General features: G+C 69.8%; 25 protein-coding genes and 1 other RNA gene. 18 read left to right on the top strand and 8 right to left on the bottom strand.

Translation table 11 applies throughout. The annotated features are described in order from the left end of the window. Positions 1–54: 54 nt before the first annotated feature. A complete protein-coding gene (locus RTL41_RS06125) occupies positions 55–2,127 on the bottom strand; it encodes a S46 family peptidase (protein WP_312162395.1) in 2,073 nt (690 codons plus the stop codon). Between the two features lie 158 nt (positions 2,128–2,285). On the opposite strand from RTL41_RS06125, the gene RTL41_RS06120 reads away from it, so the two are divergent. The 4 genes from RTL41_RS06120 to RTL41_RS06105 all read left to right on the top strand — a co-directional run bounded on the left by RTL41_RS06120 (position 2,286) and on the right by RTL41_RS06105 (position 6,355). Beyond that, the gene (locus RTL41_RS06120) at positions 2,286–3,428 is read left to right on the top strand and encodes an ABC transporter permease (RefSeq protein ID WP_312162394.1); all 1,143 of its coding nucleotides are present in this window, start codon (positions 2,286–2,288) and stop codon (positions 3,426–3,428) included. Next, positions 3,425–4,180: an ABC transporter ATP-binding protein gene (locus RTL41_RS06115; protein ID WP_312162393.1), complete on the top strand. Its 756-nt coding sequence runs from the start codon at positions 3,425–3,427 to the stop codon at positions 4,178–4,180. Before RTL41_RS06120 ends, RTL41_RS06115 begins: the two co-directional genes overlap by 4 nt. A 7-nt stretch (positions 4,181–4,187) precedes the next feature. Continuing rightward, positions 4,188–5,153, top strand: coding sequence for an HlyD family efflux transporter periplasmic adaptor subunit (locus tag RTL41_RS06110; RefSeq protein ID WP_312162392.1), 966 nt, complete (start codon positions 4,188–4,190; stop codon positions 5,151–5,153). A gap of 296 nt (positions 5,154–5,449) precedes the next feature. Further along, on the top strand, positions 5,450–6,355 hold the full coding sequence (locus RTL41_RS06105) for an SDR family NAD(P)-dependent oxidoreductase (RefSeq protein WP_312162391.1): 906 nt from the start codon (positions 5,450–5,452) through the stop codon (positions 6,353–6,355). A gap of 68 nt (positions 6,356–6,423) precedes the next feature. On the opposite strand, the gene RTL41_RS06100 is transcribed toward RTL41_RS06105, so the two are convergent. Further along, a complete protein-coding gene (locus RTL41_RS06100) occupies positions 6,424–7,311 on the bottom strand; it encodes an SDR family oxidoreductase (protein ID WP_312162389.1) in 888 nt (295 codons plus the stop codon). Positions 7,312–7,411: 100 nt separating this feature from the next. Between RTL41_RS06100 and RTL41_RS06095 the strand changes: the two genes are divergently transcribed. The 3 genes from RTL41_RS06095 to RTL41_RS06085 all read left to right on the top strand — a co-directional run bounded on the left by RTL41_RS06095 (position 7,412) and on the right by RTL41_RS06085 (position 11,377). Beyond that, positions 7,412–8,248 carry a helix-turn-helix transcriptional regulator gene (locus tag RTL41_RS06095; RefSeq protein ID WP_312162388.1) on the top strand — a complete coding sequence of 279 codons (837 nt, stop codon included), beginning with the start codon at positions 7,412–7,414 and terminating at the stop codon, positions 8,246–8,248. A 165-nt stretch (positions 8,249–8,413) separates the two neighbouring features. Then, a complete protein-coding gene (locus tag RTL41_RS06090; protein WP_312162387.1) occupies positions 8,414–9,874 on the top strand; it encodes an MFS transporter in 1,461 nt (486 codons plus the stop codon). A gap of 90 nt (positions 9,875–9,964) precedes the next feature. Continuing rightward, positions 9,965–11,377, top strand: coding sequence for an MFS transporter (locus tag RTL41_RS06085; RefSeq protein ID WP_312162385.1), 1,413 nt, complete (start codon positions 9,965–9,967; stop codon positions 11,375–11,377). A gap of 42 nt (positions 11,378–11,419) precedes the next feature. Here the strand turns inward: RTL41_RS06085 and RTL41_RS06080 are convergent, their stop codons facing one another. After that, a complete protein-coding gene (locus RTL41_RS06080) occupies positions 11,420–12,529 on the bottom strand; it encodes an Mrp/NBP35 family ATP-binding protein (RefSeq protein ID WP_312162383.1) in 1,110 nt (369 codons plus the stop codon). 122 nt (positions 12,530–12,651) lie between these two features. Here RTL41_RS06080 and hflK point away from each other — a divergent pair, with 122 nt between their 5' ends. The 3 genes from hflK (at position 12,652) to RTL41_RS06065 (ending at position 15,818) form a co-directional block, all read left to right on the top strand. Next, entirely contained in the window at positions 12,652–13,830 is a 1,179-nt protein-coding gene (hflK, locus tag RTL41_RS06075; RefSeq protein WP_312162381.1) for an FtsH protease activity modulator HflK, read from the top strand. Further along, on the top strand, positions 13,827–14,717 hold the full coding sequence (locus tag RTL41_RS06070) for a protease modulator HflC (RefSeq protein WP_312162379.1): 891 nt from the start codon (positions 13,827–13,829) through the stop codon (positions 14,715–14,717). Before hflK ends, RTL41_RS06070 begins: the two co-directional genes overlap by 4 nt. A gap of 318 nt (positions 14,718–15,035) precedes the next feature. Further along, positions 15,036–15,818, top strand: coding sequence for a trypsin-like peptidase domain-containing protein (locus tag RTL41_RS06065; protein ID WP_312162378.1), 783 nt, complete (start codon positions 15,036–15,038; stop codon positions 15,816–15,818). 215 nt (positions 15,819–16,033) lie between these two features. Here RTL41_RS06065 and RTL41_RS06060 read toward each other — a convergent pair whose 3' ends face one another. Together RTL41_RS06060 and serB are read right to left on the bottom strand one after the other, a co-directional pair. Further along, positions 16,034–16,708: an HAD family phosphatase gene (locus tag RTL41_RS06060; RefSeq protein WP_312162376.1), complete on the bottom strand. Its 675-nt coding sequence runs from the start codon at positions 16,706–16,708 to the stop codon at positions 16,034–16,036. Between the two features lie 49 nt (positions 16,709–16,757). Next, on the bottom strand, positions 16,758–17,651 hold the full coding sequence (gene serB, locus RTL41_RS06055) for a phosphoserine phosphatase SerB (RefSeq protein ID WP_312162374.1): 894 nt from the start codon (positions 17,649–17,651) through the stop codon (positions 16,758–16,760). Here serB and miaA point away from each other — a divergent pair. After that, positions 17,650–18,579, top strand: coding sequence for a tRNA (adenosine(37)-N6)-dimethylallyltransferase MiaA (gene miaA, locus RTL41_RS06050; protein WP_312162372.1), 930 nt, complete (start codon positions 17,650–17,652; stop codon positions 18,577–18,579). The genes serB and miaA overlap by 2 nt on opposite strands. 170 nt (positions 18,580–18,749) lie before the next feature. Next, the gene (locus RTL41_RS06045; RefSeq protein ID WP_312162370.1) at positions 18,750–20,546 is read left to right on the top strand and encodes an acetolactate synthase 3 large subunit; all 1,797 of its coding nucleotides are present in this window, start codon (positions 18,750–18,752) and stop codon (positions 20,544–20,546) included. Between the two features lie 47 nt (positions 20,547–20,593). Here the strand turns inward: RTL41_RS06045 and RTL41_RS06040 are convergent, their stop codons facing one another. After that, the gene (locus RTL41_RS06040) at positions 20,594–20,950 is read right to left on the bottom strand and encodes a nuclear transport factor 2 family protein (RefSeq protein WP_312162367.1); all 357 of its coding nucleotides are present in this window, start codon (positions 20,948–20,950) and stop codon (positions 20,594–20,596) included. A 185-nt stretch (positions 20,951–21,135) separates the two neighbouring features. Between RTL41_RS06040 and ilvN the strand changes: the two genes are divergently transcribed. Both ilvN and RTL41_RS06030 read left to right on the top strand, forming a co-directional pair. Beyond that, a complete protein-coding gene (gene ilvN / locus RTL41_RS06035; RefSeq protein ID WP_312162364.1) occupies positions 21,136–21,684 on the top strand; it encodes an acetolactate synthase small subunit in 549 nt (182 codons plus the stop codon). An 11-nt stretch (positions 21,685–21,695) separates the two neighbouring features. Then, entirely contained in the window at positions 21,696–22,586 is an 891-nt protein-coding gene (locus RTL41_RS06030) for a hypothetical protein (RefSeq protein WP_312162362.1), read from the top strand. On the opposite strand, the gene RTL41_RS06025 is transcribed toward RTL41_RS06030, so the two are convergent. Continuing rightward, a complete protein-coding gene (locus tag RTL41_RS06025) occupies positions 22,570–23,223 on the bottom strand; it encodes an aquaporin (protein ID WP_312162360.1) in 654 nt (217 codons plus the stop codon). The genes RTL41_RS06030 and RTL41_RS06025 overlap by 17 nt on opposite strands. 269 nt (positions 23,224–23,492) lie before the next feature. On the opposite strand from RTL41_RS06025, the gene RTL41_RS06020 reads away from it, so the two are divergent. Beyond that, the gene (locus tag RTL41_RS06020; RefSeq protein WP_312162357.1) at positions 23,493–23,933 is read left to right on the top strand and encodes a universal stress protein; all 441 of its coding nucleotides are present in this window, start codon (positions 23,493–23,495) and stop codon (positions 23,931–23,933) included. Here RTL41_RS06020 and RTL41_RS06015 read toward each other — a convergent pair. Next, on the bottom strand, positions 23,930–24,493 hold the full coding sequence (locus RTL41_RS06015) for a septation protein IspZ (protein WP_312162356.1): 564 nt from the start codon (positions 24,491–24,493) through the stop codon (positions 23,930–23,932). The genes RTL41_RS06020 and RTL41_RS06015 overlap by 4 nt on opposite strands. 152 nt (positions 24,494–24,645) lie before the next feature. Between RTL41_RS06015 and ssrA the strand changes: the two genes are divergently transcribed. From ssrA to RTL41_RS06000, 3 genes are all read left to right on the top strand, one after another. Then, positions 24,646–25,009, top strand: a transfer-messenger RNA (tmRNA) gene (gene ssrA / locus RTL41_RS06010). 107 nt (positions 25,010–25,116) lie between these two features. After that, complete coding sequence (locus RTL41_RS06005; protein ID WP_312162353.1) at positions 25,117–25,599, top strand: ClpXP protease specificity-enhancing factor SspB; 483 nt, start codon at positions 25,117–25,119, stop codon at positions 25,597–25,599. Positions 25,600–25,609: 10 nt separating this feature from the next. Beyond that, positions 25,610–26,077 (top strand): PaaI family thioesterase, encoded by a 468-nt coding sequence (locus RTL41_RS06000; protein WP_312162352.1) that lies wholly within the window; start codon positions 25,610–25,612, stop codon positions 26,075–26,077. Position 26,078: the final 1 nt, after the last annotated feature.

The following is a 26,078-nucleotide window of genomic DNA, read 5'->3' as shown; positions in this document are numbered from 1 at the left end:
AGGGCTTCCGCACACTTTTTCCTCCCCCATGAATGGGGGAGGAAAAGAGGCGACCTACTTCCCGGTCAGCTCCTTCACCAGCGCCGTGCGGCCATAGACCTTGGCCAGCGCTTCCGTCGCCGCCGAGGTCGCGACCACCACCGTGCGGTTGATCGCGCCGTCATAGCCGAAGGCGCCGCCCAGCGAGTGGATGTTGCCGTCGAAGGCCGCGCCCAGCACCTCGCCCTTGGCGTTCACCACCGGCGAGCCGGAATTGCCGCCGATGATGTCGTTGGTGGTGACGAAGTTGTAGACCGTGGTCGGGTTGACCTTGCCCTGCGCGGCGATCCAGCTCGGCGCCAGTTCGTAGGGCTCGGCCCCGGTCGCCCGCTCGTAGAGCCCCGAGAAGCTGGTCGTCGCCGGGATGGTCGTCCCGCGATAGGTCCAGCCGGCGACCTTGCCGTACGACAGGCGCAGGCTGAAGGTCGCGTCCGGATAGACCGCCTCGCCATAGGCGGCGAACTTGGCGCGCGCCACGCGTTCGGCGGCCGCGTCGGTCGGGCCCTGGACCTCGGTCTCCCAGGCCTTGCGCACGGCGCGGGCGGCCGGGTCGTTGCGCAGCACCAGTTGGATCATCGGGTCGCCTGAGGCCTCGATCGCCGCCAGGCCCCCGTCCCACAGCGCCTTGCGCGCCGCCGGATCGGCCAGCCCGGAGCCGGCGACCGCACGCTGGGCCAGGCCCTCGGGGCTCTCCTTGCCCAGCAGGGTCTTCACCGCCGCATCGTCGGTGGTCAGGTACTCGCGGGTCTTCGACAGCCAGAAGCCGAGATAGACCTCCTCCAGGGCCGCATCGACCGGCTTGGCGTCGAGCAGCTTCTTCTCCACCAGAGGCAGGCGGGTGTCGGCGTATTCGGGCAGGCGCTCGGCGTTCGGCCTGGCCCGCTCCTGCGCCGCCCGCACCAGGGTCACGGCGTAGTCGTAGAGATGCGAATAGGTCGCCCCGCCCTCGATCTGGCGATAGCGCAGGTAGTGGTTGGCGTAGGCGTCCTGGGCCCTGGCGATGTCGCCCCACGGATCGCCGATCTCGGCGGCCAGCTTCGGGTCGGCCGCGACCTTGGCCTTCAGCTCGGCCTCCTGGGCGCGCTTGGCCTCCATGAACGCCTTGTCGTTCAGGGCGAACTGCTGGCCGTAGAAGACCTTGAAGCTGTTCTCGATCCCGAACAGCGGGTCGGTGGCGATGCGCCTGTGCTCGGCGCTCCCCTGCGAGAACTGCGCCAGCCGGCCGCGGATCTCCGAGCGCTGAAGCTGCCCGACCGGGATCGTCAGGTCGCGCAGCGTCTCAAGCTGGGCGACGGTCATCAGCCGGTTGGTCGAGCCGGGATTGCCCGAGACGAAGGTCGCCTCGCCCTCCTGCGGCGCGCGGGCGGTCCAGGTCAGGTGCTGGGGCGTGACGGCCGGCTTGCCGTTCTCGTAGAGGCGGATGAAGCCGACATCGAGGTTGAAGCGTGGGAAATTGAAATTGTCCGGGTCGCCGCCGAAGAACGCCGTGGCGAACTCGGGCGCGAACACCAGGCGCACGTCGGCGTACTTGCGGTACTTGTAGAGCTTGAACTGGCCGCCGCGGTACAGGCTGATCACCTGGCAGCGCAGGGTCGGGTCATCGCCGCAGCCGGCCTTCTCCGCGGCCGCCATCGCCGCGTCGCGCGCCCGCACGAAGTCCTGGCCGGTCTTGCCCGCGCCGGCCGCCTGGATGTCCGAGGTCACGTCGGTGATCGACGTCAGGATCTCGGCCTGCATGCCCGGGCACTTCCTTTCCTCCTCGCGCGTGGCGGTGAGGAAGCCGTCCTTCACATAGTCCTTGTCGCCCGAGGACAGGTCCTGCACGCACTCGACCACGCAATGGTGGTTGGTGAAGACCAGGCCCGAGCCCGAGACCAGCGAGGCCGAGCAGCCGGTCGTCAGGCGCACCGAGGCGCCCTGCATCCGGTCCAGCCACTTCTGGTCCAGCTTCAGCCCGTAGGCTGCGTTGACCTTGGCGAGCGGGAAGTTGTCGTAGGTCCACATGCCTTCGTCGGCCAGCGCCGGCGCGGCGGAAATCGAAAACGCGGCGGCCAGGCCAAGACCCGCGCTGAACTTCACTGGATTCATGATCACCAACTTGATGGGCGCGGGCGCCCCGGGCCCGCGAGATGTAACTCCGTAACACCCGCAATTCCGCGGGACCAGCCGCGCCGGCGGCGCCTTACCTCGATTTAACTAGGTTCCGGGGCGGGTCCGCCGCACATGCTGGCCGCGAGGAGGGCCCCATGTCATTGGCTCTAGCGACCCTGGTCTATGAATGGCGCCGCTACCTGGCCGCGGTGATCGCCCTGGCCTTTTCGGGCCTGCTGATCCTGGCCCAGGTCGGGATGTTCACGGGGATGATCCAGGCGGCCACCGCCACCATCAACCGCTCGCGCGCCGACCTGATGATCATGCCGGCCAAGTCGGAAAGCCTGATCAATTCAGGCCCCTCCAGCCTGCCGCGCCGCATCGGCCCGCAGCTCTACCTCAACCCCAACGTCGCCGAGGTCGCCAGTTTCGACGGCGGCGGCGGCCGCTGGACCAACCAGCCCAAGGACGGCCAGAAGCAGATCACCACCTTCGTGCAGGTGAACATGGTCGACACCGAGCCGGGCGCCCTGACCCTGCCCGTCGACTATCCCGAAAGCGTGCGCCTGGCGCTGATGGAGCCCAACGCCATCGCCATCGACCGCTCGGCCCTGGGGCGTCTGGGCGTAAAGCTCGGCGATACGGCCACCGTCAACGGCAAGACCGTCCGCGTCCGCGCCCTGCTCGACAACTACCCGGACATCAACCAGCCCTCGATCGTGGTCTCCCGCGACACCCTTCGCCGGCTGGGCATGATGGAGCGGGGCGAGAAGACCGGCCCGCTGATGGTCCGCGTCAACGACCCGGCCCAGGCGCTCGCCGTCCGCGACCAGCTCAACGCCAGCGCCAAGGGCGCCTATCGCGCCTGGACCCGTGCCGAACTGGCCCAGGCCAACGAGGGCGCGCTGATGAAAGAACAGATCATCGGCATCTTCCTCGGCTTCTCGGTGTTCCTCGGCTTCCTGATCGGGGTCGGGATCACCTCCCAGACCCTGCGCGGGGCGATCTTGGCCAACATCAAGGAGTTCGCCTCCCTGCGCGCGCTCGGCGTCTCGATGGGCTCGCTGCGCCTGATCGTGCTGGAGCTGTCGTTCTGGGTCGGGGTCGTGGGCCTGGGCGCCACCGCCCTCTTCACCTTCCTCGTCTCGCTGCTGGCCCGTAGCGGCGGCCTGCCGATGGGCTTTCCGCCGACCTGGGTCGCCGCCGTCGCCGTGCTGCTGATGGCGATCTCGCTGGCCTCGGGGCTGATGGCCCTGGGCATCCTGAAAAAGAGCCAACCGGCGGACCTGCTGCGATGAACGCCCCTGCCCCCGACGCCGTCGCCCTGCAGGGACGCGGCCTCACCAAGCGCTTCAAGACCGGCCGCACCCACATCGAGGTGCTCAAGTCGGTCGACTTCGACTGCCGCCATGGCGAGATGACCATGGTCATGGGACCGTCCGGCTCGGGCAAGTCGACCCTGATCGCCTGCCTCTCGGGCCTGCTGCGGCCCGACGCCGGGACCGTCGCGGCCCTGGGCGAAGACCTGTGGGGCCAGCGCCCCGGCAGGATCGACAAGTTCCGCCTCGACCACTGCGGCTTCATCTTCCAGGGCTTCAACCTGTTCGGCGCGCTGACCGCCCTGCAGCAGGTGACGACGATCCTGAAATACAAGGGCTACTCGCCCGCCGAGGCCAAAGACCGCGCCGCGCTCGCCCTGACCGAGGTCGGCCTCGGCCACCGCCTCGACCAGCGCCCCTCCGAACTGTCCGGCGGCGAAAAGCAGCGCGTGGCCATCGCCCGCGCCCTGGCCAAGGATCCGCGCCTGCTGTTCGCCGACGAGCCGACCAGCGCCCTCGACGGCGAGAACGGGCAGATCGTCATCAAGCTCCTGCAGCGCGCGGCCAAGGAGCACGGCGCGGCGGTGATCTGCGTCACCCACGACCCGCGGCTCGAGGCCTATGCCGACCGCATCATCCACATCGAGGACGGCCGCATCCTGGACGATCGCCGCACCGGCGAGGTCCGCCCCCACGCCGCCGTCAGCCACACCGAGCTCGTCGGAGCCTGAAGAGACCATGTTCGATTTCGTGAGAAACAACCGCATCAAGATCGCGCTCGTCGCCGCCCTGGCGGTGCTGGGCGGGGGCGGCGTCGTGATGTCGGGCCAGGCCAAGGCCAAGAAGGAGCAGCAAGCCAAGGCGGCCGCCGCCGCCGCGCCCAAGAGCCCCTTCGTCGCCGTCGCCAACGGCAAGGCCGACGTCGAGGGCGGCATGATCCAGGTCGCCGCCCGCCGCGCCGGCATCGTGCGCGAGGTCTATGTCCAGGAAGGCGACAAGGTCGTGAAGGGCCAGATCCTCGCCCGCCAGGAGGACGACGAGCCCAGGCTCTCGGCCGCCCGCGCCGCCGCCGCCGTCGAACAGGCCAAGGCCCAGATGACCCAATACCAGGTCCAGCTCTCCACCGCCGAGCGCGAGCACACGCGCCTGCAGGGGCTGGTCTCGACCAACTTCGTCGCCGCCCAGAAGGTCGACCAGGCCGCCGACAGGATCCGCGAGGCGCAGGCGAACATCCAGGCCCAGCGCGCCGCCATCGCCACCGCCCAGGCCGCGCTCGAAGAGGCCCGCTACAACCTCGAACTGACCATCATCCGCGCCCCGACCGACGGCCGCATCGCCCGCCGCTACGCCAATCCGGGCGCCGGCGCCTCGACCCTCAACGTCTCCAACATGTTCGACCTGGAGCCGGAGGCCCCGCGCATCGTCCGCGCCGAGATCGCCGAGAGCGCCCTGCCCCACGTCGCCATCGGCCAGACCGTCCAGATCGCGCCGGAGTCCGAGCCGACCAAGATCTACAACGGCAAGGTCCTGCGCCGCGCCGCCGTCTTCGGCGCCCGCAAGCTGCAGTCGGACGACCCCAGCGAACGCACCGACGACCGCGTGGTCGAGGTCGTGGTCAGCGCCGACGCCGCCCCCTTCCTGATCGGCCAGCGGGTGCTGGTGAAGTTCATGCGCGCCGGCGCCGCCACCCTGGCCGCGCGATAAGCCTTCCCTCCCCTTCGCGGCAGGCGATAGCTTCCTTTTCCCCCATGGTTCGTCATGGCCGGGCCGCCAGGTCCCGGCCATCCATAGACGCTGAGGTCCGCCGGCGATCCCAGGCGGGTATGGATCCCCGGCACGCCTACGCGGCCGGGGATGACGATCGCAGGAGCCGACAGCGCCATATGCGATCGCCCTCCCCACCTGGGGGAGTGAGGGAAAGAGCAGCGCTTGACGTCCCCTCTCCCGCACCGCACAAACCGCAGCGAAATTTCAAACCCCTGTTTGGATGGGAGACTTCCATGGCGGACATCCGCTTCGACGGCAAAGTCGCGATCGTCACCGGCGCGGGCGGCGGCCTGGGCCGTCAGCACGCCCTTGAGCTGGCCCGTCGCGGCGCCAAGGTCGTGGTCAACGATCTGGGCGGTTCGGTCGACGGTTCGGGCGGCTCCTCGGCCGCGGCCGACGCCGTGGTCGCCGAGATCAAGGCCTTCGGCGGCGAAGCCATCTCCAACGGCTCGTCGGTCACCGACGACGCCGGCGTCGCCCTGATGGTCAAGCAGGCCATGGACACCTGGGGCCGCATCGACATCCTGATCGCCAACGCCGGCATCCTGCGCGACAAGTCCTTCTCCAAGATGGAGCTGTCCGACTTCGAGCTGGTCGTGAACGTCCACCTCATGGGCACCGTGAAGCCCGTGAAGGCGGTCTGGGAAATCATGCGCGAGCAGAACTACGGCCGCATCGTCGTGACGACCTCGTCGTCGGGCATGTACGGCAACTTCGGCCAGTCGAACTACGGCGCGGCCAAGCTCGGCATCATCGGCTTCATGAACACCATCAAGCTCGAAGGCCAGAAGAACAACATCCACATCAACGCCATCAGCCCGGTCGCCGCCACCCGCATGACCGAGAACCTGATGCCGGCCGAGGTGCTCGAGCGCCTGAAGCCGGAATACGTCACCCCGGGCGTCGTCTACCTGGCCTCGGAAGAAGCCCCCACCGGCGCGATCCTGACCGCCGGCGCCGGCGCCTTCGCCCTCTCACGCATCTACGAGACCGAGGGCGTCTACCTCGGCGAAGGCGGCCTGTCGGTCGAGGAAGTCCGCGACAACTGGGCCAAGATCGCCGATCCGGCTGGTCAGCAGGCCTATGTCACCGGCGGCGAGCAGAGCGGCAAGTTCTTCCGCAAGCTGCAAGGCGGCTAAGCCTCCGCGTCTGACGGATGCGAATGCGCGGGCGGCCGATCCTCGGGGAGCGGCCGCCCGTTTTCGTTTCAGGCGCCCGTCGCCTCGATGTCGGCGATTAGGCCCGGCCCGGTGGGATTCCAGCCCAGCCGCCCGCGGGTCAGGGCGCTGGAGGCCGGCACGTCGTTGGTCGCGAACATGGCCATCCATCCGAAGTGCCCGGCCGCCGCCTCGGGCGCGATCGACCTGGCCGGAACCCCGACCCGCCGCCCGACCGCCTCGGCGATGGCCCGCATCGGCACGGCCTCTTCGGCGATGGCGTGATAGCGCGCGCCGCGCTCGGCCCGCTCCAGGGCCAGCCGGTAGAGCCGCGCGGTGTCGCTGACATGGGCCGCCGTCCAGCGGTTCGCGCCCTCGCCCACATAGGCCGAGACGCCCTTCGCCCGCGCCAGCTCGATGGCGTAGGTGATCAGCCCGTGCTTCTGCCTGTCGTGCACCTGCGGCAGCCGCACCACTGAAGCGTTGACGCCTTGCGCCGCCGCCGTTTGCGCCGCCTCTTCCGAAGCCGCCCGCGGCGCGAGCGCCGAACTGGCCGGCGGGTCCTCTTCGCTCGCCATCCGGCCGGGCCCCGCCGTGCTCATCCCCGTACCCGACGTCACCAACAGCGGCCGGTCGGACCCGGCCAGGGCGGAGGCCAGCGCCGTCACCACGCGGCGGTCGTCCTCGCAATTGGTCAGGTAGGTCGAAAAGTCGTGGTTGAAGGCCAGGTGGATCACCCCGTCCGCCTCGGCGGCGCCGGCCTCCAGGCTGGACAGATCGGCCAGCGATCCGGGGTGCGCCTGCGCCCCCAGCGCCGCCAGCGCCTCGGCCCCGGCCTTCGAGCGGGTCAGCCCCAGCACCTGATGGCCGGCGCCGATCAACTCGGCCGTCACCGCCGTCCCGACGAACCCCGTCGCCCCTGTCACGAATACGCGCATCGCCTGATCTCCATGCTGGCGGATGTCTCGGCCAGCAGGGTGCGCGCCCGCGCTTATCCTGGTAAAGTAGTGTCGTTATCAAGGTATAATGGTTACCACGATGAGCCTCACCGACGGCGCCCGGCTCGGAACCTATCTGAAGGACCGCCGCACGCGGCTCGATCCGGCCGCCCTGGGCTTTGCGACCGGGCGGCGGCGCACGCCGGGCCTGCGCCGCGAGGAGGTCGCCCAGCGCGCCAACATCAGCCCCACCTGGTACACCTGGCTCGAACAAGGCCGGGGCGGCGCGCCGTCGGCCGACGTGCTGGACCGCATCTCACGCGCGCTGATGCTGACCGAGGCCGAACGCGAGCACCTGTTCCTGCTCGGCCTCGGCCGCCCGCCCGAAGCCCGCTATCGCCGCAGCGAAGGCGCCTCGCCGCGCCTGCAGCGGGTGCTCGACGCGCTGCTGCCCTGCCCCGCCCTGATCCGCACCGCGACCTGGGACGTCGTGGCCTGGAACCGCGCCGCCGCCGTGCTGCTGACCGACTACGAGGCCGCCCCGCCCGAGGAGCGCAACGCCCTGCGCCTGATGTTCCTCGACCCGCAGGCCCGCGCCCGTCACTACGACTGGGACGCTATCGCCCGCTTCGTGGTCAGCGCCTTCCGCGTCGACGCCGCCCGGGCCGGCGCAGCGGCCGAAGTGGCCCCGCTGGTCGAGGAGCTCTGCCGCCGCAGCCCGGAGTTCGCCGCGATGTGGCGCGAGAACGAGGTCCTGCCCCACGTCGAAGCGGTCAAGCGCATGCGTCACCCGCAGCTAGGGACCATCGCCTTCGAGCATTCGGTTTTCGCTGTCGACGGGCGGCTGGACCTCAGCATGCTGGTCTACAATCCGGTCAGCGCCGTGGACGCCGGGAAGATCGCCGCGCTGCTGAACAAGAACGCGAGCACCGACTGAGCCACACGCTCCGCATGCAGGCGCGGGAGAGGCCGGCGGGACGCGCCGCCGCGCGCTCCTGCGCATTGCGACGAATTCACTTCCGCGACCCAGGTTATCGCGCGTAACCTAGCGTCGAGACCGAGCCCCGTAGAGGCCGCGGCTCGCATAGGGAGAAACCAGACCTTGACCCAGGCCTCGCCGGCTCCGCGCGCCAGCACGCTGCCGCTGTCCACCATCTTCGCTTTCGCCGCCACCAGCCTGCCGATCCAGGCGGTGATCATCGCGGTGGCGGTCTACCTGCCCCGTCACTACGCCAGCCACCTGGGGGTCAGCCTGGCCGCCGTCGGCGGGGCGTTCTTCATCGTCCGCATGATCGACATTCCGGTCGACGGCCTGCTCGGCTGGGTGATGGACAAGACCCGCACCCGCTTCGGCCGCTACCGGCTCTGGACCGTGGTCGGCGCGCCGTTCCTGATGGCTTCGATGTACTGGCTGTTCATGCCGGGCGAGGGCGTCGGCATCGGCTACCTGATCTTCTGGCTGCTGGTCATGTACCTCGGCACCTCGATCCTCAGCCTCTCGCACGCCGCCTGGGCCGCGACCCTGGCCCCCACCTACCATGACCGCTCGCGGGTGTTCGGCATCATGACCGCGGTCGGCGTGCTGGGCGCCGCCGCCATCCTGGCCATCCCGATCCTCGCCGAGGCCCGCGGCCTGCCGGACGCCGGCAACGTCACCACCATGGGCTGGTTCATCCTGCTCCTGACCCCGGTCGCGGTCGGCCTGGTGGTCTGGCGCACGCCCGAGCGCATCGCCCCCGACGTTCCCGGCCACCAGTTCAGGCTGCGCGACTACTGGTCGCTGGTCTCGCGTCCCAGCATGGCGCGCATCCTCGCCGCCGACCTCTGCCTGGCGCTCGGCCCCGGCTGGATGAGCGCGCTCTACCTGTTCTTCTTCACCGACAGCCGCGGCTTCACCACCGGCCAGGCCTCGATCCTGCTGGCCATCTACATCCTGGCGGGCTTCGCCGGCGCGCCGATGATGGGCCGCCTGGCCATGATGATCAGCAAGCACCGCGCGGTGATGGTCGCCACCACCGGCTACTCGCTGATCCTGATCTCGCTGATGGCGATCCCCAAGGGGAACATGCTCATCGCCATCGTCCCGATGTTCATGGCCGGCTTCCTGGCCGCGGGCTTCAACGTCCTGACCCGCGCCATGACCGCCGACATCGCCGACGAGGTGCGCCTGGAACAGGGCCGCGAGCGCTCGGGCCTGCTCTACGCCATCACCACCATGACCTCGAAGATCGCCGGCGCCTTCTCCATCGGCCTGACCTTCCTGGTGCTGGAGGCGGTCGGCTACCAGGCCAAGGAAGGGGTGGTGAACACGCCCCAGGCGATCCACAACCTCGAGCTCGCCTACCTGATCGGCCCGGTGGTCTTCGTCATGCTCGGCGGCGCCTGCATGATCGGCTACGGCCTCGACGCCAAGCGCCACGGGGAGATCCGCCGCCAGCTCGACGAGCGCGACGCGCTCTACACCGAGACCGTCACCGTCGAGACGGTCTCCACCGAAAACCTCACCCTGGAGACGGTGACCGTCGAAAGGACCATTGCCGTCCCGCCGCAAGCGGGCCGATAGTCGATTCCGGACTGCAGGCCCGGCTTCGTCCGGGCCTGATTTTTCAAACCGCCCCGTTCATTTTTCAGGGGCCAGACATTTGAGGCGTTCATGGCGAATTCCGCCGCCGGCAGCTCGCGCCTGCCCCTGCCCGTCGTCCTGGCGTTTTCGTCGACGGCCCTGCCCATCGCGGCCATCGGCCTGGTGATGGCGGTCTACCTGCCGAGGTTCTTCGCCGGCCAGCTCGGGCTGTCGCTGGCCGCGGTCGGCCTGGCCTTCACCATCGTGCGGCTGATCGACCTGGCCATCGACCCGCTGCTGGGCATGGCCATGGACCGCACGCGCAGCCGGCTGGGGCGCTACCGGCCCTGGCTGCTGGCCGGCGGCCCGATCGTCATGCTCGCCGCCTACATGCTGTTCATGGCCCACCCCGGGATCACCGAGGTCTATCTGATCGGCTGGCTGCTGACGCTCTATCTGGGCGTCTCGATCCTGACCCTGGCCCAGGCCGCCTGGGGCGCGTCCCTGGCCACCGACTATCATGACCGCTCGCGCGTCTACGGCGTCATCCAGGCGGTCGGCGTCATCGGCGCGGTGCTGATCCTGCTGCTGCCGCTGGCGCTCGGAAAGCACGGCGAAGGCGCGAACGGCGTCCACGCCATGGGCTGGTTCTGCATCCTGATGATCCCGGTCACGCTCGCCCTCTGCACCCTGATCACCCCCGAGCGCGTCGCCCCCGACGTCAGCAAGGAGCGCGTCACCCTGCGCGACTACTGGGACCTGGTCCGCCGGCCGGAGATGGCGCGGCTGATCTTCGCCGACCTGTTCATGGCGCTCGGCCCGGGCACCACCGCGGCGCTCTACCTGTTCTTCTTCCACGACGCCCGCGGCTATTCGACCCCGCAGACCGGCGTCCTGCTGGTGTTCTTCATCGGCGCGGGCCTGGTCGGCGCCGTGTTCTGGGGCTGGCTGGCCCAGAAGATCGGCAAGCACCGCGCCCTGATCGTCTCGGCCGTCGCCTACGCCGTCACCCAGTCGGCGCTGATGATCATCCCGCCGGCCACCATGAGCCTGGCGATCCCCGGCATGTTCTCGGTCGGTTTCGTCTCCTCGGCCTTCGTGCTGATCGTCCGCGCCATGGTCGCCGACGTCGCCGACGAGGTCCGCCTGGAAACCGGCAAGGAGCGCGTGGGCCTGCTCTACGCCCTGGTCACCACCACCCAGAAAATCGGCACCGCCATCACCGTCGGCATCAGCTTCACGGTCCTCGACCTGGTCGGCTACAACGCCGCCGAAGGCGCGACCAACACCCCGCAGGCGATCCGCGGCCTGGAGCTCTGCTACGTCTTCGCCCCGATCATCCTGGTGTTCTTCGGCGGCGCGGCCTTCATCGGCTGGAAGCTCGACGCCAAGCGCCACGCCGAGGTCCGCCGCCAGCTCGACGAACGCGACGCCCTGGCCGCCGAGGCCGGCCTGCTCGACACCGTCAGCGGCGTCGGCCTGGCCACCGACGCGCCGCGGTAGGCGCGCGCAGGCCGGCCTCGGCGGGGGAGCATCCTTTCTCGCCTAGGCCAGCATCCTCGCCGCCGCCACGAAGGCCATGGCGGCGGCGCTGCCCGGGTCGGTGGCCACCAGCGGCCGGCCCGCGTCGCAGGCCTCGCGCAGCGACACCTCCAGCGGGATCTCGGCCAGCACCGGCACGCCCATCTTCGCGGCCTCGGCCTTGGCCCCGCCCGAGCCGAAGATCGGGATCGGCGCCCCGGTCGTCGGGTCGGTGAAGAAGGCCATGTTCTCGATCACGCCCAGGATCGGCGTCGCGGTCTTCTGGAACATCGAGGCCGCCCGCCGCGCGTCGATCAGCGCGATCTCCTGCGGCGTCGAGACGATCACCACCCCGTCGATCTTCATCTTCTGGATCAGGGTGAGCTGGATGTCGCCCGTCCCCGGCGGCAGGTCGACCACCAGCACGTCCAGCGGCTCGGCCTCCGAGCCCCAGGCCACGTCGTTCATCATCTGCCGCACCGCCGATGAGGCCATCGGCCCGCGCCAGATCATCGGCGCGCCCTCGTCGACCATGAAGCCGATCGACATCACCTTCAGGCCCCAGGCCTGCAGCGGCTGCAGCTTGCCGTCCACGAAGGCCGGCTCCTCGTCGATCCCCAGCATCCGCGGCGCCGAGGGGCCGTAGACGTCGGCGTCCAGCAGCCCCACGCGCAGGCCCTGGGCCGCGAACGCCGCCGCCAGGTTGACCGAGACGGTGGACTTGCCCACCCCGCCCTTGCCGCTGGCCACCGCGATCACGCGGCGCACATGGGCCGGACGCGCGGCGTCGGCGGGCGGGGCCGGGGCGGCCTGCGGGTCCTGGGCGACCCGCGCGCCCTTGCGCACGCGGGTGACGCCCTCGGCGGGCGGCGCGGCGGCGTGCTCGGCGGTCAGCACCACCTGCGCCTTGGCCACGCCCGGCAGGCCAGCCAGCACCGCCTGGGCGGCGTCGCGCACCGGCGCGTACAGCGCCGTCTCGCCGGCCGGGACCTCCAGCATGAAACCGGCCCGTCCTTTGCCGATCGTCAGTCCACGGACCAGGCCGGCGCTCGCCAATCCCTTGCCGGACTTCGGATCAAGGACGCGATCCAGCGCTGTCAGGACGCTCTCGCGGTCGGGGATTGTCGGATCCATACGGCCCTTTGTCTTGCTTTAACTCGCGTTGAGCCACATATCCGGCTCACAGCGCCGGTTTACAAGCCCATGCCCGGGCTGACGACGCGGCCGCGCCGAAACGAAAGCAAGACGACGCGACCATGCCTTGGAATGATAATGCAAACGGTCCCTGGGGCGCTCCGCCGCCCAACGATGGGAACGGTGACAAAAGACCTGGCCCGCGCCGCCCCCTGGGCGGCGGCGGCGGCGGCGGCGGACCTCGCGGCCCGCGCCGTCCTGACGGCCCCGAGCTGAACGCCGCGTTCGAGCGGCTGCAGCGCCAGGTGCGCGACTTCTTCGGCGGTCCCGGCGGCGAGGGCGTGCGTCCCGCGGCGATCGCCGCGGTGGCCGGCGTCGGCGTCGGCCTGTGGGCGCTGTCGGGCGTCTACATCGTCCAGCCCAACGAACAGGCCGTGGTCACCACCTTCGGCGCCTATTCGCGTTCCGAGGCTCCGGGCATCCGCTACCACCTCCCCGCCCCCATCGAGCGGGTCGAGAAGGTGCCGGTCACCAGCCTCAACCGCATCGACATCGGCGGCATCGGCGACGCCAAGGTCCCCGAGGAAAGCCTGATGCTGACCGGCGACGAGAACATCGTCGACCTGAACTTCAGCGTCACCTGGCGGGTGGCCGACGCCAGCCGCTACGTCTTCACCCTGCGCGACCCCGACGCCTCGGTGAAGGCCGCCGCCGAAAGCGCCATGCGTGAAGTGGTCGGCAAGTCCGACCTGCAGCCGATCCTGACCACCGGCCGCGGCGAGGTCCAGGCCAAGACCGCCGAACTGATGCAGAAGACCCTCGATTCCTGGGGCGCGGGCATCAGCGTCGTCGAAGTCCAGATCCGCTCGGCCAACCCGCCGCAGGAAGTGGCCGCCGCGTTCCGCGACGTGAACAGCGCCGTGCAGGACCAGGAATCGGCCCGCAACGAGGCCAACACCTACCGCAACCGCGTGGTCAACGAAGCCAAGGGCGATGCCGCCAAGCTGGTCCAGTCCGCCGAGGGCTACCGCGAACAGTCCGTGCGCGAGGCGACCGGCGACGTGGCCCGCTTCAACCAGATCTACGACGAGTACCGCCGCGCGCCGGGCGTGACCAAGGAACGCCTCTACATCGAGACCATGGAACGCGTGCTGGCCAAGTCCAACAAGGTCGTCATCGACGGCAAGGGGGCCAGCGCGCCGATCATCCTGCCGCCGGACGTCTTCCGTCCGCGCACCCATCCCGCACCGGTCGAGGCCGCCCAGGCCCCGTCCGCTCCGACCGCGGGAGCCGCCCGATGAACCGCAACCTCACCATCCTGGGGATCATCGCCGCCGGCGCCCTGATCGTCCTGTCGCAGACCTTCTTCATCGTCGACCAGCGCAAGCAGGCCGTGATCGTGCGGCTGGGCGAGCCGGTCCGCGTCATCAACGCCCCCGGCGATCCCGACCCGGGCCTGAAGCTCAAGGTCCCGTTCGTCGAGAACGTGGTGATGTTCGACAAGCGCAATCTCGCCATCGAGGCGGCGCAGGAGGAAATCACCGCCGCCGACCAGCAGCGCCTGGTGGTCGACGCCTTCGTCCGCTACCGCATCTCCAACCCGCTGCTCTACTACCGCACCCTGCGCGACGAGCAGACCGCGAGCGACCGCATCGAGCGGCTGGTCAACTCCTCGCTGCGCCAGGTGCTCGGCACCGCGACCTCCAGCGAGATCATCTCCGGCCGCCGCGAAGCGCTGCTGACCCAGACCAAGAAGGACGTCATCGCCCGCGCCGAATCCTCGCGGCTGGGCATCCAGATCATCGACATCCGCATCAAGCGCGCCGACTACCCGGCCCAGATCCAGGAGTCGGTGTTCCGCCGGATGCAGACCAGCCGCCAGCAGGCCGCCGCCGAGCTGCGCGCCCAGGGCGAACAGGAAAAGCGCGAGATCATCGCCGGCGCCGACAAGGAAGTGGCCATCACCCTGGCCACCGCCCGCGAGCAGGCCGAGACCACCCGAGGCGAGGGCGACGCCGTGCGCACGCGTCTCTTCGGCCAGGCCTATGGCAAGGACGCCGCCTTCGCGGCCTTCTACCGCTCGATGCAGGCCTATGAGGCCTCGCTCGGCCAGGGCGACACGACGATGGTGCTCTCCCCCGACAGCGCCTTCTTCAAGTACTTCGAGCGCGGCCCCAACGCCCGCTAGGGCGCCGCCCATGCCCGCCCTCGTCCGGCCAGACCTCGCGCACATGCCGTCCTTCCTGGCGGCGCTGCGCGAGGGCTACGCCCGCGACACCCGCTATTGGGTCAGGCGGCCCTGAAGCGCCAGACCGGTCTCGAGCGCCGGTCATCCCGGCGAAGGCTGGGATGACCGGATGAGGGGAACCGGGCCTGGCTCCACGCCGTCGCCGCCCGAAACCCAGCCCCGACGCCCAAACTGCGGCCATCCGAAGCAGCCCCGCGAAGGGAACCAAGCTGCGCCTTGGCCGCTTTCCGGCGGGAGTCCCCCATCCGGAGCCCGCCTTTGCGCACCCAACAGCTTCTCTACGCCGCGGCCGGCGTCGTCGTCTTCATCATGCTGCTGCTGGTCGGCTGGGGCCTCAGCCACCGCGGCGAGCGGCCCGCTCCCGCCCGCGGCGGCTTCGTCAGCGCGGTCGAGCGCGCCCAGGCCGCGACCGTCATGCTCACCGTGTCCGGTTCGGGTGGGAACAATGACGGCGCGCCGATGCAGATGGGTTCGGGCTTCGTGGTCTCGGCCGACGGGCTGGTGGTCACCGCCGCCCACGTCACCGGCGCCATTCCGGTCGTCAACCTGGTGTTCGCCGACGGCACGGTCGCGCGGGCCGAGCTGGTCGGCGCCGACGAGAGCGTCGACGTCGCCGTGTTCCGCGCCACCCCCGGCCGCCAGCTCACCGCCCTGTCCTTCGCCGACAGCAACCAGGTGAAGGCCGGCCAGCCGGTCGTGCTGATGGGCGCGCCCTACGGCCTGGTCGGCACCGCGACCTCGGGCATCGTCTCGGCGGTCAACCGCCAGATCGGCGCGCCGATGGACGAGGACGATCCCTTCGCCGGCGCGGCGCTGCGCGGGCCGGTGAAGGCCTATCTGCAGACCGACGCGGCCCTGACCGCCGGCGGCTCCGGCGGCCCGCTGCTCAACGCCGCGGGCCAGGTGATCGGCATGGCCAGCGCCCGGGAATCCCGCGGCGAGCCCGGCGCCGGCCTGGCCTTCGCCATTCCGTCCAATGTGGTTCGCGACGTGATCGAGCGGGTCAAGGCCGCGCCGCAGCCACAGCCGACCCCGCGCTAGGCTCTACGTTCGACTACCACTGAGGTGTCATCCCGGTTTGCGGAGCAAGACCGGGACCTATTCGCGCCGAGATGCAAAGTGGGGTGAGGCGGCGTCGACTTGCGATGGATCGGGTGTTCATCGGTCCCGGTCTTCGGCTGCGCCGAAACCGGGATGACACCGAAGCACGTGCGATAGCCTTCCCCATGAAGGGGAGGAAACTCAACGTCCCCGCCCTAGGCCAGCGCCCGCACCGCCCGCATCAGCTCGCGCACCTCCAGCAGGTCGCCGGCCACACGCACGCACAGGTCGTGCATCTCCTCGGTGGCCTCCAGCAGGTCCGGGACCATGACCGTCATCATGCCCGCCGACGACGCGGCCCGCACGCCGTTGTGGCTGTCCTCCAGCGCCAGGCAAAGCTGCGGCGCCACGCCCAGCCGCGAGGCCGCGGCCAGGAACGGATCGGGATTGGGCTTGCCGCGCGCATAGTCGCCGCGCGCCAGGATCGCGTCGAAGCGCGGGATGATCCCGCTGGCCCCCAGGTGCGACTGCACGGCCCGGTGGCTCGACGAGGTGGCGATGGCCCGCGGCAGGCCCAGCTCGTCCAGGTGATCGAGCATCTCGACCACCCCGGCCTTCAGCGCGATCCCCGCCTCGCAGGCGGCGTCGACATGCTCCATCACCCGCGTGCGGAAGAGCTCGAGCGGGAACTCCGCGCCGAAGTGGTCGACCACCTTCTGGTCGCTGGCCGGCCCGGGCAGGCCGATCATGCTCTGGAACAGCGACAGCGACATCTCATAGCCATGCTCGGCGCAGGTCGCGGTCATGGCGTCGCGATAGACGACCTCGGTGTCGCAGAGCAGGCCGTCCATGTCGAACACGACGGCCACGGGAAGGCGGGGCAGGCTCATGGCCCGGCTTCTACGCCGCCTGGGCCGGAAGCGAAATTCAAACCAGGCTTCAGTCCGTTACGAACTCGTCGGCCCGGTAGCCCTGGAAGTAGAGCAGCGCGGTCAGGTCGGCATGGTCGACCTTGGCGTCGGCCTGCGAGGCCACGATCGGCTTGGCGCGATAGGCGACGCCCAGGCCCGCGGCCCCGATCATCGCCAGGTCGTTGGCGCCGTCACCCACCGCCAGGGTCTCTGCCAGGTCGATCCCCATGCCGGCCGCCTCTTCCTTCAGCGCCGCCAGCTTGGCCTCGCGGCCCAGGATCGGCTCGCCGACCGTCCCGGCCAGGGCCTGGCCGTCCTCGTTCAGCGTGTTGGCCCGGTTGGCGGCGAAGCCCGCCGCCTGCGCCACCCGCGAGGTGAAGAAGGTGAAGCCGCCCGAGACCAGCACCGCGCGGCCACCGTTCGCCGACATGGTCCGCACCAGGGTCCGCGCCCCGGCGTTCAGCCGCACGCGCTCGTCATAGGCCCGCTGCAGGTCGCCCAGCGGCAGGCCCTTCAGCATCGCCACCCGCTCGCGCAAGGCGCCCTCGAAGTCGAGCTCGCCGCGCATGGCCCGCTCGGTGATCTCCGAGACCTTGTCCTTCACCCCGGCGAAGTCGGCCAGTTCGTCGATGCACTCGACGTTGATGATGGTCGAATCCATGTCGGCCAGCAGCAGCCGCTTGCGCCGCCCCGCCCACGGCTGGGCGCAGAGGTCGACGCCTGTCCCGGCCAGGGCCGCCTCGGCCGCGGCGCGGACGGCCGCCACCTCGGCGCCCTCCACCAGCAGGTCGAGCGCGCCGGGGCCGAGGGTGCGCGGCTCCTTGACGCGGGCGCGCACGCCTGCGAGCGCTGGGGCCAGTGTGGCGACGGCCTTGGACGCCGCGTCTGAATCGGGACCGACAAGGGTAAGGGCGATCTGCATGGAGCCCCGCATCTGGCTGATCGCCGGGCCGACCGCAAGCGGCAAGTCCGCCCTGGCCCTGCGCCTGGCCCGGGAAATCGGGGGCGAGATCGTCAACGCCGACGCCCTGCAGCTCTATGCGGACCTGCGCCTGCTGACCGCCCGCCCGTCGGCCGAGGAGGAAGCCGCCGCCCCACACCACCTGTTCGGAACCGTCGACGCCGCCGAGGGCTGGTCCGTCGGCCGCTGGCTGCGCGCCGCCACGGCCCTGACCGGCGAGATCGCCGCCCGCGGGCGCCCCACCGTGATCGTCGGCGGCACCGGCCTCTATTTCCGCGCCCTCACCCATGGCCTGGCCGAGGTGCCGGACACCCCGCCGCAGGTCCGCGCCCAGGCGAGCGCCGAGTTCGAGGCGATGGGCGAGGCCGCCTTCCGCCAACGGCTGGCGCAGGCCGACCCTGCCGCCGAGGCCCGCATCTCGCCCGCCGACCGCCAGCGCCTGACCAGGGCCTGGGAGGTGTTCGCCGCGACCGGGACCTCGCTCAGCGACTGGCAGGCCCGCACCGACCCGGCCCTCGCGCCCGGCTCATGGACCGCGCTGGCCCTCGACCCGCCGCGCGAGGCGCTGTTCGACCGCTGCGACGCGCGCCTGGAGATCATGGTGCGCGAGGGCGCCCTGGACGAGGTCGCCGCCCTCGCCGCCCGCAGCCTGGACCCCAACCTGCCGGCCATGAAGGCGGTCGGCTATCGCGAGCTGGCCGCCGTCCTGACCGGCGAGGTCGGCCTTTCGGCAGGTTTGCAGAACGCCCAGCGCGAAACCCGCCGATACGCCAAACGCCAGGCCACCTGGCTGCGCGGTCAGATGGCCGACTGGCCGCGCCTCGACGCCGTGGCCCATGAAGACCAATGGAGGCAGTTTCTTGCGCTTCACCCCGCCTTGACGGGGTGAACGGGGCATGTCATGACCTCGGCGACTTCATTTGGAGAACGCTCGTGCGTGAGCTTCTTGTACTCCCTGTGCGACCTCTCGCGGACTGACTACGTGTCGGACCGCTGAAGGTCGCTCGCCCAGGCCCCTTGAGGGCCTTTTTTATTGCCGAAAATCAAGGCCTTGCTGAAATGACAGCCCACCAGACGATAGCTGCCGAAACGACGATTGAGACCCTGACCGGCGCCGAGATCGTGGTCCGCGCCCTCATCGACCAGGGCGTCGAGGTGCTGTTCGGCTATCCGGGCGGCGCGGTCCTGCCGATCTACGACGCGCTCTTCGAGGAGAAGCGCCTGCAGCACGTCCTGGTCCGTCACGAGCAGGGCGCGACCCATATGGCCGAGGGCTACGCCCGCTCGACCGGCAAGCCGGGCGTGGTCCTGGTCACCTCCGGCCCCGGCGCGACCAACGCCATCACCGGCATCGTCGATGCGCTGATGGACTCGATCCCGATGGTCGTCTTCACCGGCCAGGTCGCCACCCACCTGATCGGCACCGACGCCTTCCAGGAGTGCGACACGATCGGCATCACCCGCCCGATCACCAAGCATAACTACCTGGTCAAGGACGTCGCCGACCTGCCGCGGATCATCCACGAGGCGTTCCACATCGCCACCTCCGGCCGCCCCGGCCCGGTGGTCATCGACATCCCCAAGGACGTCCAGTTCTCCAAGGGCGTCTACCAGGGGCCGAGCGAGGTCACCCACGCGCACAACTACAACCCGCGCACCAAGGGCGAGCCGAACAAGATCGCCGAGGCCGTGGCGATGATCGCCGCCGCCCGCCGCCCGATCCTCTACACCGGCGGCGGCGTCATCAACGCCGGCCCCAAGGCCGCCGAGCTGCTGCGCGAGTTCGCCAGCCTGACCGGCGCCCCGGTCACCTCGACCCTGATGGGCCTGGGCGCCTTCCCGGCCTCCGACCCGGCCTGGCTGGGCATGGTCGGCATGCACGGCAGCTTCGAGAGCAACAACGCCATGCACGACTGCGACGTCATGGTCGCGATCGGCGCGCGCTTCGACGACCGGGTCACCGGCCGCCTGGACGCCTTCGCCCCGGGCTCGAAGAAGATCCACATCGACATCGACGCCTCCTCGATCAGCAAGAACGTCCGCGCCGACATCGGCATCGTCGGCGACGCCGCCAGCGTGCTGGAGGACATGATCGCCGCCTGGAAGTCGCGCAACCTCTCGACCGACAAGGCGGCGATGGACGACTGGTGGCGCCAGATCGAGGCCTGGCGCGCCCGCCAGTCGTTCCGCTACCGGCCCGACGCCAAGCTGATCAAGCCGCAGTACGCCATCGAGCGGCTCTACGAGCTGACCAAGGACCGCGAGACCTACATCACCACCGAGGTCGGCCAGCACCAGATGTGGGCGGCCCAGTACTATCACTTCGACCATCCGAACCGCTGGATGACCTCCGGCGGCCTCGGCACCATGGGCTATGGCCTGCCGGCCGCCGTCGGCGTGCAGATGGCCCACCCGGACGCCCTGGTCATCGACATCGCCGGCGACGCCTCGGTGCAGATGACCATGCAGGAGATCTCGACGGCCATTCAGTACGACCTGCCGATCAAGGTCTTCATCCTCAACAACGAATGGATGGGCATGGTCCGCCAGTGGCAGCAGCTCCTGCACGGCGAGCGCTACAGCCATTCCTATTCGTCCAGCCTGCCCGACTTCGTGAAGATGGCCGAGGCCTTCGGCGGCGTCGGCATCCGCGCCGAGCACCCGGACGAACTGGACGACAAGATCCGCGAGATGATCGCCAGCCCCAAGCCGGTGCTGTTCGACTGCCGGGTCACCAAGGAAGAGAACTGCTTCCCGATGATCCCGTCCGGCAAGGCCCACAACGAGATGATCATGGCCGAGGAAGCCCGCGACCTCGGCTCGATCATCGACGACGCCGGCAAGCGGCTGGTCTGACGAAAGGCGTCGGCGCCGAGTGATCGCTCGGCGCCGGCCCCGTCGCTTCAGCCGTAGAAGAACCGCTCCTCGGCGATCTTGCCGTCCTTGATCGTGTAGACGCCGACCTCGTCCATCTGGATCCGCTGGCCGGTCTCCTTCTGGGTCAGGTCCATCTTGAACCGCACCACGAACTGGTCGCCGTTCACATAGGGGCCCTCGACCTCGGAGGAATGCACCTCGTGGGCGTTCGTCCACCATTCGCCCTTGCCGCGTAGGGCTTCCTTGCCGCGCATCTGCGCCATATCGCCGGGCTCGGCCTCGACGCTCAGCACGTCGTCGGCCCAGTACTTCTCTCCCGCCTCGTCGAACTTGCCGGCCTTGCAGAGGGCGACCAGGTCGTTGGCGATGTCTTGCGTGCTCATGACTGTCAGCTCCAGGGGGTTTCGGGACAGCCCGGGCGCAGGGCCCGGCGCGGCATCCCCTCACCAAACGGCGTTCTGCGCAAGTGAATTGTTTATGATTTGTTCCCACCCAGCCGCCAGTCGCGGCTTGCCCCGGTCGCCTGCTTGTGACACCTCCTCAGCGACCGACGTTTAGAGAGCTACGCATGTCCGACGCCCAGCCCGCCTCCGTCTACGACCTCAGCCACGCCGAGGAGGCCGAGAACCTGGCCACCTTCGCGATCCTGGTCGAGAACGAGCCCGGCGTGCTGCACCGGCTGGTCGGGCTGTTCGCCGCCCGCGGCTACAACATCGAGAGCCTGACCGTCGCCGAGACCGACCGCAACGCCCACACCAGCCGCGTGACCATCGTCACCCGCGGCGCGCCGCACGTGCTGGAGCAGATCGAGGCCCAGCTCGAGAAGATGGTCGCCACCCGCCACGTCCAGGACGTGACCCGCGACCCCAACGGCCTGGAGCGCGAACTGGCCCTGGTGAAGGTCAAGGGAACCGGCCCCGACCGCGTCGAGGCCCTGCGCATCGCCGACATCTTCCGGGCCAAGGTGCTGGACACCACCATCGACAGCTTCATCTTCGAGCTGACCGGGGTGTCGTCCAAGATCGACAAGTTCGTCGAGCTGATGCGCCCGCTCGGCCTGGTGGAACTCTCGCGGACCGGCGTGCTTTCCATCACCAGGGGCGCCGACGCCATGTGAGGAGGGATCGTTTGGTCCGCCTGGCTGCGACCATTTTCTGCCTCGCACTGATCCCCTTCCCGGCCTTCGCCCAGGCGCCGTCGCCATCGACGCCGCAGCCGCCCGGGCTCGACTGGCCCTGGCCCGCGCCCGATCCCAGGTCCTGGTGGGACGACAAGCGCCCCACGCCGGACGAGGCCGCCGACCCGCTGGGCGGGCGCCGGCCCGGCCGCAACGCCCCGCCCCTGGCGGTGTCGAACGGCTACGATCCCCTGCTCTACCGGCTCTGGGGGCTGCAGCCGCTGCAGAACCAGGTGCTCCGCGCCGGCGAGCTGATCATCGAGGTCGCCGTCCGGCCGGCCACCTCGGCCCGCCAGACCCTGATCCGCGCCACCGTGCGGCGCGACGGCAAGGCCTTCGTCCAGGCCCGCGCCGGCCTCGGCTGCTGCGAGCCGGGCATCGCCCGCCGGGTCGGCTTCGACGCCGAGGCGCCGGAGGGCGCCGCCGCGCGGCTCTCGGCCCTGGCCCAGGACCCGCTGTGGAGCGCCCCGCGCGAGGTGCGGGTCGACGACGGCTCGGGCGCGGCCGACGCGCTTTGCGTCGACGGCACCTCATACGACCTGACCCTGGCCCTGCCCGGCCAGGTCCGCTCGGTCCGGCGCGCCTGCGACACCGCCGAGATCGGCCAGGCCGCCGATGTCCTGGAAACCGTGCTCGGCCTGGCCCTCGGCCACGAGCCGCGCATCGACGTCATCTATCCGACCGGCGCCGACTATTCGGCCGCGCGCTCGGCCTATCGCGCCCTCGTCGCCGAGGGCGGGCGGCTGAAGGCCGCGCCCTATGCGCGCGCCCAGCCACCCGTCTTTTCGGAGCCGCCGCCCGAGGAGGAAGCGGCTCCGCCCTCGCCTAGCGCAGAACGTTGAGGCGGTAGAGCGCCCCGCCGATGATCGCCCCGACGGCGGGGGCGACGAAGAACAGCCACAGTTGCGAAAGCGCCTGGCCGCCGACCAGCACCGCCGGCCCGAAGCTGCGCGCCGGGTTCACCGACACGCCCGTCACCTGGATGCCGACGATGTGGATGACCGCCAGGGTGATGCCGATCGCCAGGCCCGCGAAGCCCGCCGGGGCGGCCGTCGAGGTCGAGCCGAGGATGACGATGACGAACAGGGCGGTCATCACCACTTCGAAGATCAGCGCCGCCTGCATGGAGAACTCGCCGTTGTAGCCCGGGCCCCAGCCGTTCTGGCCCAGCCCCCCGGCCGTTCCGGCGATGGCCGCCAGGATGCCGGCCCCGACCAGGGCGCCGAGGAACTGGGCGATCCAGTACAGCACCATGTCGCGGGCGCTCATGCGTCCGGCGATGAAGGCGCCCAGGCTGACGGCCGGATTGACGTGGCAGCCGGAGATCGCGCCGATCCCGTAGGCCATGGCGACGATGGCGAAGCCGAAGGCGAGCGCGATGCCGAGCTGGCCGACATGCTCTCCCCCGAGAACCGCCGCGCCGCAGCCGAAGAGTACAAGCGTAAGCGTACCGATGAATTCAGCGACAAACTTTTGCATGAGCACCTCCCATTTGCCTGGAGGCTAACCCAAGGTTGAAGCTTGAGATAGCGCCGGTATCAAACCCTCTTGACGATCACCCAGAGTTGAGATCGGCGGCGCCCGGCCACGAGCCGATTGTTGACCGCAGGCATGGGCGCCCTGTTAGGCTGCCGCCGCCCGCGACCTATGTAGTTCCTCTTAATTGGAACCGGGGGTTTCCGGAGCGACTACTTCGTTGCGCCTCGACTGACGACGCCGCCGATCCTGGCTCTGTTCATGGAGACAACATGTATAAGCACGTGCTCATCTCGACCGACGGTTCCGAAGTCGCCCAGAAGGGCGTCGACCAAGGCCTCGCCCTCGCCAAGACCCTGGGCGCGCGGGTCACCCTGATCACCGTGACCGAACCCTTCCCCATGTACGCCAGCGCCGCCGGCGGCTGGATTCCGGCCGAGATGGGAACCTATGACGAGACCCAGAAGGAATACGCCGACCGCGTGCTCGGCGCGGTCAGGCAGGCGGCGCAGACGGCGGGCGTGAGCGTCGAGACCCTGCACGTCCCCAACGCCCAGCCGGCCGAGACCATTATCGAGACGGCCAAGTCGCGCGGCTGCGACCTGATCGTCATGGCCTCGCACGGACGCCGCGGGCTGGGCCGGCTGCTGCTCGGCAGCCAGACCTCCGAAGTGCTCTCGCACAGCTCGGTGCCGGTGCTGGTCGTCCGTTAGGCCGCCACGGTCGGCGCGCTCCGGCGCGCCACCGAACGGAACAGCAGGTACTGCGCGGCGAACAGCGCCGCCTTCGAGGCCGGCGCCCAGATCGACATGACCGCGGCGGTCGTCTTGGCCTGCGCCGTCATGGTCAGGCCAAGGTTCAGCAGCGCGCTGGCGAACATCAGCCCCGCCCAGACATAGCCCGCGCCGATCACATAGCCTTGCGGGATGCGGCCCTGGGCGATCGGCGGCATGTAGCGGCCCATCCAGCCGCGCTCGAGCATGGCCGCGCCGATGGCGACGTAGACGATGGTCGCCTTGAACAGCACGAAGCGCGCATCGTGGGTCAGCAGGGTCGCCCCGCCCATGATCACCACCAGCGCCAGGGCCGTCCACTGCATGGCCGCGATCCTGCGCCGACGCAGCTTCATCACCGCGACCTGGGCCAGGCCCAGCACAATGCCGACGCCGGTGGCGACGGCGACGTCGCCGGTGGTCGCCAGCACGCCGTAGAAGACCAGGGTCGCGGCCATGTCGATCAGGATCGGGCGCGCGGCGTAGACGAGGGGGCTCATGGGCAAGGCTCCAGGCGGATTGAACGTGCGCAGAGCCTAGCGGCGCGCGCTGGCGCGCACCCAATCCGCTCGCGCAGGCGGCGCGGCGGCTGGCGAAATCACCCTGTCCGTTGGCGCTTCGCGAACGGTCGTCCACCGTTCCGACGTCGGAAGACCTTCAAAAGCCGGCGCGGCGCCCCTATATTGGACGTGTCGGGGCTCGCCCCGACTATGGAGATAAACGCGCACGTAATAAGCGGACTGGACCCGGGTGCGATTCCCGGCGGCTCCACCAATCTTCCCCGGTCGTTATCGCCGGAAAGCATGGGGCCGATCAGCATCGACAGACGTCTAAAGGTGTTGCTTTCTCTCGGCTTGGCCCACCGTTTCGGGCTTTAAACTAAATGCGAACGATAACTTCGCTGAAGAAGTCCGTCTGGCTGCGTAAGCGGTCCGATAGATTTCGACCTAAACTCCTAACGTCTTAGCAGCGTTAGGCGGGGCCGGGAGGGGGCCTTGCAACAGAACCCCTCCACCTTCACCTGACATAACTGCGATTAGACGCCGCCTGCGACGAGAGCCGCCTTGCGCGCGCACGCCGAAACGCTACCCTCCGCCGGACGTTCAGTACCCCCGGAGTTTCGATGGCCCAAGACCCGCCGGCCCCAGACCAGATGCACTACGAAGCCATGGCCCAGGAGGCCCTGCGCGGCGTGGTGAAGGCCGCGTTGAAACGCGCCGCGGCGCCGGAAGGCCTGCCGGGCGCGCACCACTTCTACATCACCTTCAAGACCGAGGCGCCCGGCGTCTCCGGTCCCAACGACCTGCTGTCGAAGTACCCCGACGAGATGACCATCGTCCTCCAGCACCAGTACTGGGACCTGGCGCCGGGCGAGACCTTCTTCTCGGTCACTCTGAAGTTCGGCGGCCAGCCCAAGCGGCTGTCGGTGCCCTATGCGGCGGTGACCCGTTTCTACGACCCCAGCGTCCAGTTCCTGCTGCAGTTCGAGGCCCCGGCGCTCGCCGCGACCCTGCCGGCCGCTGCGGCCGAACCGCCGCCCCCGGCCGAGCCCGCCGACCCGAACGCGCCCAACGTGGTCTCGCTCGACACCTTCCGGAAGAAGTGACCGCGCCCTGATGACAGACGTCGCCGCCGAGCCAGAGGTCCTCACGGACGAAGCCATCCTCGCGCGCTTCCAGCGTTCGAAGAACCAGCCGACCGGATCCCAGACCCTGGGCTTCCGCATCGTCGCGGTCAGCCAGGCCGACAAGTCGGTCGAGGTCGAGTTCGACGCCAAGGCCGAACTGCTGCTGAACCCGATGAAGCAGATCCAGGGCGGCTATCTCTGCGCCATGCTGGACGAGTGCATGTCGGTGGCCTGCATGGTCGCCTCGGGCATGACCCATGTCGCGCCGACCGCCGAGATGAAGACCACCTTCTTCCGGCCAGGCGCCCCCGGCAAGCTGCGGGGGATAGGCAGGGTGGCCAAGTGGGGCCGCACCATCGCCTTCACCGAGGGCGAGCTCTACGACGCGGACGGGCGCCTCCTGGCCAAGGCCACCGGAACGGCGGTGCCCACGCCCTTCCAGCGCTACAAGAGCTGAC

The organism is Phenylobacterium sp., from assembly GCF_031984885.1.
GTDB lineage: Bacteria > Pseudomonadota > Alphaproteobacteria > Caulobacterales > Caulobacteraceae > Phenylobacterium.
Note: the sequence above shows the minus strand (reverse complement) of the source record. Positions and strands in the feature narration are given on the sequence as shown.